This is a genomic window from Treponema sp., assembly GCF_051883275.1.
Taxonomy (GTDB): Bacteria; Spirochaetota; Spirochaetia; order Treponematales; family Treponemataceae; genus Treponema_D.
Genome location: NZ_JBJETK010000013.1, coordinates 132,511 through 145,453, shown reverse-complemented (window position 1 = coordinate 145,453; position 12,943 = coordinate 132,511). Strand labels below are relative to the sequence as shown.

Genomic DNA, 12,943 nt, shown 5'->3' with positions numbered 1-12,943 from the left:
GATGATTAATCGCTTCAAATGCAATCTGAAATTTTACGGAGGAAAAAATGGCGGTTCAATATTCAGGTGTGAGAGAAAGCAAGCCGGGACGTTTAAATGATCTTGGAAACTCCAGCTCGGCGATTGAAAATGATTTTAAAAAAGGCTGCCTGAAGAGGGCGGACAGAACTTTTGCGCAGGGGCTTCAGTGTCAGCAGATTAACAGCATGGCTGCCCTGATGTCGCTGGAAGATTCAGTTTTTGTTTCCCATTCGCCGCAGGGCTGTGTGGGCTGCACAATCATGGCTGTTGATATGTTCCGTGTCGGACAGGCTCACCGGGGAATCAAGCTTATAAAAAATCCGCGCATAATAGTTACAAACCTCGACCAGAAAAGCGTTGTTTTTGGCGGTGAAAAAAAATTGCATGAGGCCGTTCAGAAAGCTGTTGCGCGCTACAATCCCAAGCTGATTTTTATTTACGCCAGCTGTGCCAGCGGAATTATCGGCGATGACATTGATGCGATTGCGGGCGATCTTGCAGGCGAATATCCGAACACAACTTTTGTTCCGATTCATTGCGAAGGCTTTAAATCAAAAATCTGCGCTTCTGGATTTGATGCGGCTTTTCTTTCAATCAACAAGTACATTTTGAAAAAAGAAAAAAAAACGACTATTCCAAACCTGGTGAATCTTTTTGCGCCGACAACAGTGAGCTATGCAGACCAGAAGGAAATGGAGCGCATGCTGAGCCTCATTGGAATCGAAGTGAATTACATTCCGTTCTACAGTTCGCTTGAAAAAATAAAGAAGATTCCGCAGGCCGCAGCCTCCACTTCAATCTGCAAAGTTTTCGCGGATGAATTTATGAAGACACTGGAGGAAGACTACGACATTCCTTATTCGCACACTGTCATGCCGATTGGAATCCGCAATACTGATAAGTGGTACCGCGGAATTGCAAAAGTTCTTGGAAAAGAAGAAGAGGTTGAAAAAATCATTGCTGCGGAGCACAAGAGAATTGAAGGGCTTGTCGCAAAGATTCGTGAAAAACTTGAAGGAAAGCGGGTTTTTATCTGCGGAGGAACAGGACGCTCTTTTGCCGCTGCTGCCTTGATTGATGATTTTGGAATGAAGCTTGTGGGGCTTGAAACTCCGACTTACGACGAGGATGCGCAGGTCGATGTTGAATATCTTAACGGCATCCACAAGGATTTTGTAATTGACATTGCAAACATGCAGCCTTTTGAGCAGGTGAATCTTGTAAAGAAGCTTAAGCCTGATGCCTTTATCGGTGTTCCTGACTGGGCGGCAAAACTTGGTATTCCTACAACCCATGTTCTTGACGGAAAAAGGCCAACGATGGGTTATGACGGACTTTTGTACCTGGGAAACAAAATCGCAGATCAGCTGAGCAATCCCGGGTTCAATAAAAAACTTGCAGAGCATGTAAAACTTCCATACAAGGAAAGCTGGTATGAAAGCGACGCATTCAAATTTATAAAGGGAGCAAACTGATGTCTTTTGTTACAGAAAATCCTCGCGGCGGTTGTGTTCTTGCTGGAATAAACTCCGTTTTAAGCGCAATCCACAGAGTGTGCCCAGTTTTACATTCAGGCCCGGGCTGCTGCATGCAGACTACCGCGGCTGAACAGGGAAACAGCGGACACAAGCATGCCTGCTTTGTAAGCGGAGTTTCCCTTCCAAGCACAAATATGCTGGAAAAGGAAGTTGTGTTCGGCGGCGCAAATAAACTCCGCACAACAATTTCCGGCGCGCTTGAAGTGATTGATGCGGATGCATATTTTGTCTTGACAGGGTGCACTGCAGGAATTATCGGCGATGACATTGCAAGTGTCACAGATGAATTTGCAGCTGAAGGGCACAAGGTTTTTCCGATTGATACTCCCGGTTTTGCAGGAGACAGTCTTCTGGGATATGAAACTGTGTGGAACACTTTTATCGACAAGGTGATAAAACCTCAGCCCGTCAAAGATGAAAAACTTGTAAATGTTTTCGGAATTGTTCCCTACCATGATCCGTACTGGAGCGGAACTCTTGAAGAAATTGACCACATTTTAACCAAGCTCGGACTTAAGGTAAACACTTTTTTTACAAAGCATCAGAATTTTGATGTTGTTGAAAACTGCGCAAAAGCTTCCCTGAATATAATTGTGAACCCGTGGCTTTTTAAGGGACCGGCGGAAAAGTTTGAAAAAAAATTCGGAACACCATCGCTGCGTTTTCCGTTCGTGCCAACAGGCGCAACAGACACAACAAGATTTGTCCGAGAAGTTGCACAGGCCATGAACATTGACAAAGAGATTGCGGAGAAAGTGATTTCAGAAGAGGAAGACTATGTTTACAGCTACCTTGCACAGTCAATCGGAGCTTTAAGCTGGAAGCGATTCTGCATTGCAGGAGACGCATCAAGCGCAATCGGACTTGCCCGGTATCTTGCAAACGACTACAGTTTTTCGCCGGTGCTTGTCGTGATTACAGAAAATATTTTCCGCGCGGAAGACAAGGAGCGAATTCTTGGAGAAATAAACAGCCTCGAATACGCCAAGCCTCCCAAAGTTGTGTTTTCGAGTGACCAGTGGGAAATCAATCAGGCGATTTTAAACGAGCCTGAGGAAATTACACTTCTGGTTGGAAGCACGAACGAAAAGGAAATCGCACTTGAAAAAAACATTCAGTTTTTGAATGCGACTTTTCCGCTGAACGACCGCCTTGTGTTCAACCGGACTTACGCAGGCTACAGAGGAAGTTTAACTTTTACAGAAGATTTATATGACAATCTGTAAGGCTTAAAAAACAACAGACAAAACCTGGGCGCATTAAGCGGCAGGAGATAAAAAAAATTATAGGAGTGTACAAGATGAAAAAAACAAATCTTATTGCAGATATTGCACTTGTTTTATTAATGCTGACAGAATTTTCTGGCTGCTCAAAGGAAGAATTCGTATTTAAAATCGGAACTTCAAATTCAGGACTCTGCGCCGCGCCTCTTCATATTGCAATCGACAACGGATATTTTGATGAGGAATTTTCAAAGGCAGGAATAAAGTGGGAGCCTGTGGAAATTGAAATGGCAAAGGCTAGCGAACTCGCTGTTGCCGGAAAAATTGATGCGACATTGGGCCTTGCAGGAAGCCTGATTCCCCAGATGGACAACGGGCTTGACGTAAAATTTCTGACAGGCATTCACACTGGCTGCACAAAATTCTACGTCCGCGAGGATTCGCCTTATTACACAGTTGCCGACTTGAAAGGACAGACTGTAGGTTTCTGCGCAGTGCAGGATTCCTCAACGATTGCTTTCCAGAGAAAATTCCATGATTACGGCCTGACAGCCTTCGGCCCAAATCAGGAATTTAAAATCGCAGTTTACGGAATGACAGACCTGCCGCTTGCGCTGGAAAACAAGGCAGTTGAAGCAATCGGACTTCATGATCCTGTGGCATACATAACAGAGCGCGACTACAAGGTTCGGAAAATTCTTGACACAACAGAAGATGAAAAATTCAGCCAGGAATATTGCTGCATGACTTTTGTTTCCTCAGTGATTGCAGAAAAATATCCTGAGGCAACGGCGGCATTTGTCCGCGCCATTCTAAAAGCATCTGCGTATGTCAAGGCAAATCCGCTTCGCTCCGCAGAGCTTCAGATTGAAAACAAGCAGATGTCGGGCGACGTAAATCAGAATGCATATCTTTTGAGCACTTACAATTACACGCCTTCTGTGAACCTTGCAAAAAAGACAATGCACGATGCGATTTATCAGCTTGTTGAAATGGGCGTTTTGCAGAATATCGAAGATAAAGATGAGTTTATTGAAAATCATTTTATAAGCTTTGAAGGCGTTCCTGATTCCTACATTTATAACGATGATGGAACTTTTTCAGAAACTTATGTAGAAAAACTCGGCAGACACGAGGCTGACAAAAATTTAAATAATCTTGTGTCCGCAGAAATAAAGCATAAGAACAGCTGCTTCGATTAAAAACAAGGCTGGGGTAAGATTATGGAAGGATTTCCTGATGAAAGCGTTCAGAATGTTATAAATTTAATTCTGGAGGATTATAAGGACAGCAAGGCAATAAACCGGACTGAGCTTTTCAATCAGACAGACAAGGATGAAATCATAGGCATTGTAAAAAAGCTTATGCGCATTCTGTTCCCGGGATATTACAGCGACAAGCTCTACAAAAAAATCAGTCTGAAAAATAAAATCCCTTCTGCTGTTGAAGATGTGATTTATCATTTGAAGACGCAGATAAAACTGATTCTGGATTATTGCAGCTGCTATCCTGAATTTTCAGATGAAGAGGTTGACAGAAAATCAGCGGAACTGACTTTGAGCTTCATAAAAAAAATTCCTGAAATCAGAGCAGTTCTTGAAACTGATGTTCAGGCCGCTTTTGAAGGAGATCCGGCCGCATACAGCAATGACGAGATAATTCTTGCGTATCCCGGCTTTTATGCAATCGCAGTCTACAGGCTTGCCCATGAGCTTCACTTGCTTAAGATTCCGCTTCTGCCTCGGATTATGACAGAATATGCCCACAGCGTTACAGGAATTGATATTCATCCCGGCGCTGAAATCGGAAAGTATTTTTTTATGGACCACGGAACGGGAATTGTAATCGGCGAAACCTGCATAATCGGTGAGCATGTAAAGCTTTACCAGGGAGTAACGCTTGGCGGACTTTCAACAAAAGGAGGACAAAGCCTGAAAGGTGTGCAGCGGCATCCAACACTAAAGGACAATGTAACGATTTATTCCGGCGCATCAATTTTAGGCGGACAAACAATTATTGAAGAAAACGTTATTGTCGGCGGAAATACATTCATCACTTCGTCTGTGGAAAAAGGAAAAAGGGTAAGTTCAAAAAAGCCTGAGCTTCAGATTAAATAATTGCAGCTTGAAAAATTTTTAAGGCAACTCTGAATTTTTTAAGCTGCCGCCAGTGCGGTGTTTTGCGGGAGGAACCATGAGTCAAAAAGCAAAAAAAATCTTTACTTATGCGCTGCCATTTTTAGCAGTTGCATTTTCAATACTTTTATATATTTTAATTCCTGAAAGCGGAAAACAGAAAAAAACTGCCCATCCGTATTTTCTTATTCTCAATGTGATTGCCGCTGTTGTGATTGCAGTTTTCTATGCGGTTTCTGTTTTTTCAAAAAAAATGAACAGCAAGTTGTTTTACAAACTTCCGTTTTACGCAGGACTGATTTTATTTTTGGCTCTCCTGAACACAGTGGTTACAAAAACAAAATTGCTGCCTGTGCTTTTTTTCCCGTCACTCGATAGAATCACAGGGCTTTTATGGGAGCAGAAATTTTTCCTTGCAAAGAATTTTATGTTTTCCCTTGGGCTTCTTTCCGAAGGATTTGTTTTTGGACTCGCAGCAGGTTTTGCAACAGGGCTTGCGCTTGGCTACAACCGCAAAGTGGGCTACTGGCTTAATCCTGTTACAAAATTTCTCGGGCCTGTTCCAACAACCGCATGGATTCCTCTGGCGCTGAGTGTTTTTCCTACAACGCATGCGGCGAATGTTTTTCTTATTGCATTTGCAGTGTGGTTTCCGGTAACGCTCATGACAGCTTCTGGATTGCAGAGCGTAAATAAAATTTTCTTTGAGGTCAGCGAAACTCTGGGCGCAAACACTTTTTCTAAAATTTTCAGAATTGCAGTTCCAGCAAGCCTTCCGCAAATTTTCATGGGGCTTTTCTACGGAATTGTTTCCTCCTTTGCAACTCTGATGGCTGTTGAAATGAACGGAAATTCCAGCGGAATCGGGTGGTACATAAACTGGCAGAAATCCGTAATGCAGTACGACGGAGTTTATGCCGGGCTGATTATCATCGCGTTCATGTGCTCTCTGATTCTTACACTTTTATTTAAAGTCCGCGACAGAATTCTTGTGTGGCAGAAAGGAGTTATCAGATGGTAGGAAACATAAATATTCAGAACATAACAAAAAGCTTTGATGATGTAAAAGTTTTAAATGATTTTTCCCTGAATGTTGAGCCGGGAAGTTTTGTGAGTTTAATCGGGCCTTCAGGCTGCGGAAAGTCAACTCTTCTCAGAATAATCGGCGGGCTTGAAAAAAATCACGAAGGCAGAGCGTTTATTGACGGCGAGGAAATCAAAAAGGCCGGCAGCGACAGGGGCTTTGCTTTTCAAGGCTCGAATCTTTTTCCCTGGCTTACGGTTGAAAAAAATATTGCGTTTGGATTGAAAACCCGGGGGCTTTATAAAGAGCATAGAAATGATGTCAAGGACATTATAAATCTTGTGGGGCTAAAGGGCTTTGAAGAATCTTTTCCGCATCAGCTTTCAGGAGGAATGCAGCAGCGGGCTTCGCTTGCACGTGCGCTTGTGGGCCATCCGAAAGTTCTTCTTTTAGATGAACCGCTCGGAGCGCTCGATGCCTTTACAAGAATGAATCTTCAGGATGAAATTCTCCGCATCAAAAATGAATACAACATGACAATGATTATGGTCACTCACGATGTGGACGAGGCGATTTACATGAGCGACAGGGTTGTTGTAATGAGCAGCCGTCCTTCAAAAGTGGAGGCGGTAATTGAAATTGACCTGCCCAAGCCCCGCGCAAGAATTCAGGACACCTTTGCAATTTACAGAAACAAAATTCTTGAAATTCTGAACTTCGGCGGAAAGGTTGCAGAAGTTGAATATACAATTTAGAAAGCAGAAAAAAAACTTTCTGTCTATTTTGAATTATTCTAACAGTGGATAATTCGCATTGGATTGTCCGCTGTTTTATTAGAGGAAATACTATGTTAGATTTACAAACAAAATGCCTTCATCTGGAAGACAAATCAGAAGATGGCTGTAAAAAACTTCACTATGGTTCGGTGAGCTATCCGATTTATCAGACTGCAACTTACGCACATCCTGGTGTGGGACAAAGCACCGGGTTTGACTACTCGCGGCTGCAAAATCCCACGCGCGCTCAGCTTGAAAAAGTTGTGGCACAGCTTGAAGGTGGAATTGATGCATTTGCTCTTTCAAGCGGCATGGCTGCTATTACGCTTCTCTTTGAAATTTTTGCACCCGGCGATCACATAATAATTGACTCTGATTTGTACGGCGGCTCGATAAGACTTTTTGACAATGTTTCTTCAAAGAACGGAATAAAATTTTCGCGGGCCAACTGTAGTGTTGATGATGTGGAATCCCTTGTGCAGGAAAATACAAAAGCCATTTACATTGAAACTCCTACAAACCCGATGATGAATGTAACAGATATTTCAAAAATGGCGGAAATCGCAAAAAGACACAGGCTCCTTCTGATTGTGGACAATACATTTCTTTCTCCGTATTTTCAAAATCCCCTGTCACTTGGAGCGGATGTTGTGATTCACAGCGGAACAAAATATCTTGCAGGGCACAACGATACACTGGCAGGCTTTATTGTTACAGGCAGCGATGAAATTCAGGAGAAGCTGAGATTTTTAATAAAAACAACCGGGGCTGGACTTCCGCCTTTCGATTCATGGCTTGTTCTTCGCGGAATAAAAACTCTTGCGGTCAGAATGGAAGCGGCACAGAAAAATGCGCAGAAAATTGTGGACTGGCTTTTAAAGCAAAACCAAGTTGAAAAAGTGATTTATCCCGGACTTGAAAATCATCCCGGCTACAAAATAATGAAAAAGCAATCACGCGGTTTTGGCGCAATGGTAACGTTTGATTTAAAAAGCGAAGAGATTGCAAAAAAAATTCTCGGCAGCGTAAAGCTCATTCAGTTTGCGGAAAGCCTCGGCGGTGTAGAAACACTCATCACTTATCCCACAACTCAGACGCATGCGGATGTTCCCGAAGAATTAAGGCTGAAGAACGGAATCACAAATGCAACTCTGCGCCTGTCAGTTGGAATTGAAAATGCTGAAGATTTGATTTACGATTTACAGCAGTCCTTTTGCCAGGAGAAATAAAATGAATTTTAATTTTGACAAAATCACCGACAGAAAAAATACCTGTGCAATAAAATATGATCTGGCGGAAAAACGCCGCAAGCCCAGGGATGCAGTCAGCCTGTGGGTTGCCGACATGGATTTTCCTGTGGCGCCCTGCATTCAAAAGGCGCTTGAAGAAAAAGTTGCCCATGGAATTTTTGGATACAGCCGCCCGGACTTTCGCTATTATGATGCCTTGAAAAAATGGTTTAAAGAGCGGCACAATTTTTCAATTCAAAATGAATGGGTTGTAAATACACCGGGAGTCTGCTTTGCCCTGGCAACTGCGATAAAGGCATACACAAAAGAAGGCGAGGGCGTTCTGATTCAAAAGCCGGTTTACTATCCGTTTTTCAATGAAATAAAATCTCTCGGAAGAAAAGTTGTAAACAGTCCGCTTGTTTTAAAAAACAATCACTACGAAATTGACTTTGCAGATTTTGAGCGGAAAATTATTCTTGAAAATGTAAAATTATTTTTAATGTGTTCTCCGCATAATCCCGGCGGCCGTGTCTGGAAAAAAGAGGAGCTTCAGAAAATTTCAGAAATATGTTTAAAGCACGGCGTTATTGTTGTGAGCGATGAAATTCATTCCGACCTTACATTTGAAAATAACAGGCACACTGTTTTTGCAAGCCTGTCCAAGGAAGCTGAGCAGAATTCTGTTATCTGCACTTCGCCGAGCAAGACATTCAATCTTGCAGGATTGCAGTTTTCAAATATTATAATTCCAAACGAAAATCTTCGTATTCTCTTTATGCGTGAAGTCGATAAAACCGGCTACGACGAGCCTTCAATCATGGGAATTGTCGCAGCGACAGCCGCTTATTCTGACGGCGCGGAATGGTTTGAGGCTGTAAAAAAATATATCTGGGAAAATTTTATCTTTGCAAAAAATTACATCGAAGAAAACTGCAACAAAATCAAGGTGCTTGTTCCTGAGGGAACTTATCTTTTGTGGCTTGACTTTTCCGGTTTTGGCCTTGAGGATTCGGAAATCAATGAGCGCATTCTGAACAGCGCAAAAGTCTGGCTTGATGCAGGCTCAATGTTCGGAGCAGAAGGAAAATGCTTTCAGAGAATAAACTGTGCAACTCCGAGGGAAATTTTAAAAGAAGCATTGCGCAGGATCTGCATAGAATTTTCAAAATGAACAGCACACTTCAACTCTGGCACAGTGGTGTGTTGTTTCCATAAGAAGCGCAGTCAGGTGAAATCCACTGCACGAAACAGGAGCAGAAAACCATGTTGAAAATCAGCACAAAAGGTCAGTATGCGTTGGCAACAATGGAAGCGCTTGCAGAGCAAAATACTGAATCTTATACGCCGCTAAAAAAACTAAGCCACAAGCTTAATCTTTCTGAAAAATACCTGGAGCAGATTTTAATCAGCCTGAGCAAATCCGGCCTGATTGAAGGGCTTCGCGGCCAGAACGGAGGCTATAGGCTTGTAAAGAAAAAACAAGACTACACCGTCGGCGAAATTCTGCGCGCTATGGAAGGCGATCTTGTGCCAAGAACAATGCCCGCGCTTCCGTCTGTAAAATCTCCAGGCACAGAGGAATTCTGGGCTGATTTCAACAAGCTTATAAATGACTATGTGGATTCCGTTTCCCTGGAAAAAATTTCCCAGACAAGCAAAAAAAACGACAACTATATTTACTGCATTTAAGGAATTTATGTGCTGTTATAAAGTGTTCCGGCGGCCTGATTCGTTTTGTAAATATTAATGGAATTATCCCCTCAATTTATTTGACATTTCAGAAACGCACTATGTTTTATGTGCGATGGCGTTCAATGAATTACAAGAAAAGTTCTCTACGGAACAATCTATAACAGCACATTTTCGCCCCTCGGAATTTTTCCGAAAGCCTCTTTTGCTCCAAGGCTGTCCGCGGAATTTTTCCGAACACTCCTTTTACGCTAGGCTGCCTGCGGAATTTTTCCGAAAGCTCCTTTTACGCTAGGCTGCCTGCGGAATTTTTCCGAAAGCTCCTTTTACGCTAGGCTGCCTGCGGAATTTTTCCGAAAGTTTCTTCGTACAAAATTGTATCACTGACTTTTATTCTTTCAGACAAATCCACATTATAAAAACTTAGCAACTTCGTTTTTGAGTATCCGAATTTTGTTTTGAATAATCAGTATGCTCTTGAAAAAGCAGCAGATGAACTTATTTGTGATGCTGAGTTTAAGCAGATAAAGTTTCCGCTAACTGATAAAAAAAACTGCCCTAAAAACAAAAAGCTTTTAGAGCAGCTGAAAAAAATCTTAAAAAAAATTCAGTTTTAATCTAAGCCAAAAACTAAAGCAGCCGCAGCACATTCAGGCTGAGGCCGCTGTTGATTTATGACTGCTCCGAATTTTATTTCGGATAAGCCATACTTTCCGGCTTGAATACTTCATCGAATTTTTCTGCCGTAAGGAAGCCGAGTCCTACGCACGCATCTTTAAGCGAAATGTTTTCATCAAATGCCTTGTGCGCAGTCTTTGCCGCATTTTCGTAGCCGATATACGGATTAAGGGCTGTTACAAGCATCAGTGAGTTGTACAGGTTGTGGTGCATTTTTTCCTTGTTTGCAGTAATTCCTACAGCGCAGTTATCGTTGAAAGAAACCATTGCTTCTGCAAGCAGGCGGACTGACTGAATGAAGTTATATGCGATTACCGGCATAAATACGTTAAGTTCAAAGTTACCCTGGCTTGCGGCAAAACCAATTGCAGAATCGTTACCCATTACCTGTACGGCAACCATTGTAACTGCCTCGCACTGAGTCGGATTTACTTTGCCAGGCATTATGGAACTTCCCGGTTCGTTTTCAGGAATATGAATTTCTCCAAGACCGTCGCGCGGACCTGATGCAAGCCAGCGTACGTCGTTTGCAATCTTCATCATATCGCACGCAAGAGCCTTTACTGCTCCGTGTGCAAAAACAAGCTCGTCCTTGCTTGTAAGCGCGTGAAATTTGTTCGGCGCAGTAACAAAGTCTTTTCCCGTAAGTTTTGAAACTTCTTCTGCAACTTTTACGTCAAAGCCTTTCGGCGCGTTCAGTCCTGTTCCTACGGCAGTTCCGCCGAGGGCAAGCTGTTTAAGGTACGGCAGGGAAGAAACAATCATCTCGCGGTCACGCTCAATGCTTGTGCGCCATCCGCTGATTTCCTGGTCAAACGCAATCGGAACTGCATCCTGAAGGTGAGTGCGTCCTGACTTTACGATGCCTTCGTTTTCTTTTTCAAGGCGCTTGAAAGTTTCTGTCAATTTGTCGATTGCAGGAAGAAGCTTGTCCTCCAGCTCGCATACGGCAGAAATGTGGAGCGCAGTAGGGAAGGTATCGTTGCTTGACTGGCTCATATTGATGTCATCGTTAGGGTGAAGGATTTTCTTTCCCGCGATTTCGTTTCCGCGGTTTGCGATGACTTCGTTTGTGTTCATATTTGACTGCGTGCCGCTTCCTGTCTGCCATACTACGAGCGGAAAATGCTCGTTCAGGCTTCCTGAAATTACTTCGTCACACGCCTGTTCGATTGCAGACAGTTTTTCAGAAGTCATTTTTTCCGGCTTAAGCGCATTGTTTGCGCGCGCGGCAGCCTTTTTAAGATAGCCGAATGCACGCGTAATTTCGCGCGGCATTGTTTCTATTCCTACGCCGATTTTAAAATTTTCGTGGCTTCGTTCCGTCTGAGCAGCCCAGTATTTGTCTGCCGGAACTTTCATTTCGCCCATAGAGTCGTGCTCGATTCTGTATTCCATTTTAGAACTCCAGCTGCTTGATTACATCTTTGAGGCAGTCAGCGGAATGTTTGAGCTGCGCAATTTCACTGTCTGTAAGAGGAGCAACAAGACGGCCGCTGATTCCATTGCCGCCCACAACTGTAAGGATGCTCATGCACACGTCGCTGATTCCGTATTCACCTGTAAGCATTGATGATGCGATGGTAACTGAATCATTTGAATTCTTGATGATTTCGCAGAGACGGGCTGTTGTCGCGCCGATTCCGTAGTTTGTGCATTTCTTTGCGGCAATTATGATTCCGCCTGACTTGCGAACAAAATCCTCGATTTCAGCATGATCAGGCTTTGCCTTTCCTTTTCCGTTCAGGCTGTCGTAATATGAATCAACAGGCACTGAAGCAACGTTTACAAGCGACCATGGAACAAACGAAGAATCTCCGTGCTCTCCGAAAACATAGGCATGAAGATTCGGCTGTCCGATTCCATACACATCGGCAATTTTTGTGCGGAGGCGGGCAGTGTCAAGAAGAGTTCCTGTTCCGATGATGTGGTCAGCAGGAATTCCTGAGGTTTTTACAAACTGGTATGTCAAAATGTCAACTGGGTTTGCGACAATAACATAAATTGCATCAGGAGCAACTTTTGTAATCTGCGGAATAATTGACTTTGTGATGTTCACATTTGTCTGCGCCAAATCAAGGCGTGACTGTCCAGGCTTGCGCGCAACACCAGAAGTCAAAATAACGAGATCTGAATTCCGTGCATCCTCGTATGTTCCGTCATGAATATTTACCGGGCTCATATACGGAGTTCCCTGCCGTATGTCCAGCGCCTCTCCCATAGCGCGGTTTGCGTCAATATCAATCATGACGATTTCGGTTGCAATGCTTTTAAGACAAAGAGCATAAGCAATAGAAGAGCCAACCTGGCCTGCGCCGATAATGGTGATTTTGTTTGCCATAAATATCTCCTGTGTGCAATTATTTTGGAGTTATCCCGGAAAATTTTATTTTCCCGGAACTTCCTTCTAAAGAGCCGCCGCATAGCTTGAAAAAAACTTTCTGTGACAACGACATTCAGTATTTATTATAATAAAAAAAAAAGCACCTGTTAATAGAGATAAAAACGAAAATGAATTTAAAAAGCGGATTTTATCAAATTTTCATTTTTATTGTGAAATTTGTAACAGTTAGAAAAAAATATTGTGATATTTTTCACATGGATTACCGGAAAAAAACTGGTATTGC

11 protein-coding genes are annotated in these 12,943 nt (G+C 42.9%); 9 read left to right on the top strand and 2 right to left on the bottom strand.

The genetic code is table 11. The annotated features are described in order from the left end of the window. Positions 1-47 precede the first annotated feature (47 nt). The 9 genes from ACI4L0_RS01770 to ACI4L0_RS01730 all read left to right on the top strand — a co-directional run bounded on the left by ACI4L0_RS01770 (position 48) and on the right by ACI4L0_RS01730 (position 9,638). The gene (locus ACI4L0_RS01770; protein ID WP_439798451.1) at positions 48-1,496 is read left to right on the top strand and encodes a nitrogenase component 1; all 1,449 of its coding nucleotides are present in this window, start codon (positions 48-50) and stop codon (positions 1,494-1,496) included. Further along, positions 1,496-2,785 carry a nitrogenase component 1 gene (locus tag ACI4L0_RS01765; protein WP_439798450.1) on the top strand — a complete coding sequence of 430 codons (1,290 nt, stop codon included), beginning with the start codon at positions 1,496-1,498 and terminating at the stop codon, positions 2,783-2,785. The genes ACI4L0_RS01770 and ACI4L0_RS01765 overlap by 1 nt, the downstream gene beginning before the upstream one ends. A 74-nt stretch (positions 2,786-2,859) precedes the next feature. Next, entirely contained in the window at positions 2,860-3,984 is a 1,125-nt protein-coding gene (locus ACI4L0_RS01760) for an ABC transporter substrate-binding protein (RefSeq protein WP_439798449.1), read from the top strand. Between the two features lie 21 nt (positions 3,985-4,005). Next, the gene (locus ACI4L0_RS01755) at positions 4,006-4,899 is read left to right on the top strand and encodes a serine O-acetyltransferase (RefSeq protein ID WP_439798448.1); all 894 of its coding nucleotides are present in this window, start codon (positions 4,006-4,008) and stop codon (positions 4,897-4,899) included. A gap of 76 nt (positions 4,900-4,975) precedes the next feature. Next, positions 4,976-5,938 (top strand): ABC transporter permease, encoded by a 963-nt coding sequence (locus ACI4L0_RS01750; protein WP_439798447.1) that lies wholly within the window; start codon positions 4,976-4,978, stop codon positions 5,936-5,938. After that, entirely contained in the window at positions 5,932-6,696 is a 765-nt protein-coding gene (locus ACI4L0_RS01745; RefSeq protein ID WP_439798446.1) for an ABC transporter ATP-binding protein, read from the top strand. The genes ACI4L0_RS01750 and ACI4L0_RS01745 overlap by 7 nt, the downstream gene beginning before the upstream one ends. A 92-nt stretch (positions 6,697-6,788) precedes the next feature. Next, positions 6,789-7,946: a trans-sulfuration enzyme family protein gene (locus tag ACI4L0_RS01740; protein ID WP_439798445.1), complete on the top strand. Its 1,158-nt coding sequence runs from the start codon at positions 6,789-6,791 to the stop codon at positions 7,944-7,946. 1 nt (position 7,947) lies between these two features. Further along, positions 7,948-9,120, top strand: a complete 1,173-nt coding sequence (locus ACI4L0_RS01735; RefSeq protein ID WP_439798444.1) for a MalY/PatB family protein — start codon at positions 7,948-7,950, stop codon at positions 9,118-9,120. Between the two features lie 92 nt (positions 9,121-9,212). Next, on the top strand, positions 9,213-9,638 hold the full coding sequence (locus ACI4L0_RS01730; RefSeq protein WP_439798443.1) for an RrF2 family transcriptional regulator: 426 nt from the start codon (positions 9,213-9,215) through the stop codon (positions 9,636-9,638). A gap of 690 nt (positions 9,639-10,328) precedes the next feature. Here ACI4L0_RS01730 and fumC read toward each other — a convergent pair. Both fumC and ACI4L0_RS01720 read right to left on the bottom strand, forming a co-directional pair. Continuing rightward, positions 10,329-11,714 carry a class II fumarate hydratase gene (gene fumC / locus ACI4L0_RS01725; RefSeq protein WP_078933841.1) on the bottom strand — a complete coding sequence of 462 codons (1,386 nt, stop codon included), beginning with the start codon at positions 11,712-11,714 and terminating at the stop codon, positions 10,329-10,331. Between the two features lies 1 nt (position 11,715). Further along, the gene (locus ACI4L0_RS01720) at positions 11,716-12,657 is read right to left on the bottom strand and encodes an L-lactate dehydrogenase (RefSeq protein WP_439798442.1); all 942 of its coding nucleotides are present in this window, start codon (positions 12,655-12,657) and stop codon (positions 11,716-11,718) included. Between the last annotated feature and the right edge of the window lie 286 nt (positions 12,658-12,943).

What these genes read in the sequence shown, in the direction of transcription:
- ACI4L0_RS01770 (WP_439798451.1), top strand. Translation starts at nt 48, where the DNA reads ATGGCGGTTCAATATTCAGGTGTGAGAGAAAGCAAGCCGGGACGTTTA.
- ACI4L0_RS01765 (WP_439798450.1), top strand. Translation starts at nt 1,496, where the DNA reads ATGTCTTTTGTTACAGAAAATCCTCGCGGCGGTTGTGTTCTTGCTGGA.
- ACI4L0_RS01760 (WP_439798449.1), top strand. Translation starts at nt 2,860, where the DNA reads ATGAAAAAAACAAATCTTATTGCAGATATTGCACTTGTTTTATTAATG.
- ACI4L0_RS01755 (WP_439798448.1), top strand. Translation starts at nt 4,006, where the DNA reads ATGGAAGGATTTCCTGATGAAAGCGTTCAGAATGTTATAAATTTAATT.
- ACI4L0_RS01750 (WP_439798447.1), top strand. Translation starts at nt 4,976, where the DNA reads ATGAGTCAAAAAGCAAAAAAAATCTTTACTTATGCGCTGCCATTTTTA.
- ACI4L0_RS01745 (WP_439798446.1), top strand. Translation starts at nt 5,932, where the DNA reads ATGGTAGGAAACATAAATATTCAGAACATAACAAAAAGCTTTGATGAT.
- ACI4L0_RS01740 (WP_439798445.1), top strand. Translation starts at nt 6,789, where the DNA reads ATGTTAGATTTACAAACAAAATGCCTTCATCTGGAAGACAAATCAGAA.
- ACI4L0_RS01735 (WP_439798444.1), top strand. Translation starts at nt 7,948, where the DNA reads ATGAATTTTAATTTTGACAAAATCACCGACAGAAAAAATACCTGTGCA.
- ACI4L0_RS01730 (WP_439798443.1), top strand. Translation starts at nt 9,213, where the DNA reads ATGTTGAAAATCAGCACAAAAGGTCAGTATGCGTTGGCAACAATGGAA.
- fumC (WP_078933841.1), bottom strand. Translation starts at nt 11,714, where the DNA reads ATGGAATACAGAATCGAGCACGACTCTATGGGCGAAATGAAAGTTCCG.
- ACI4L0_RS01720 (WP_439798442.1), bottom strand. Translation starts at nt 12,657, where the DNA reads ATGGCAAACAAAATCACCATTATCGGCGCAGGCCAGGTTGGCTCTTCT.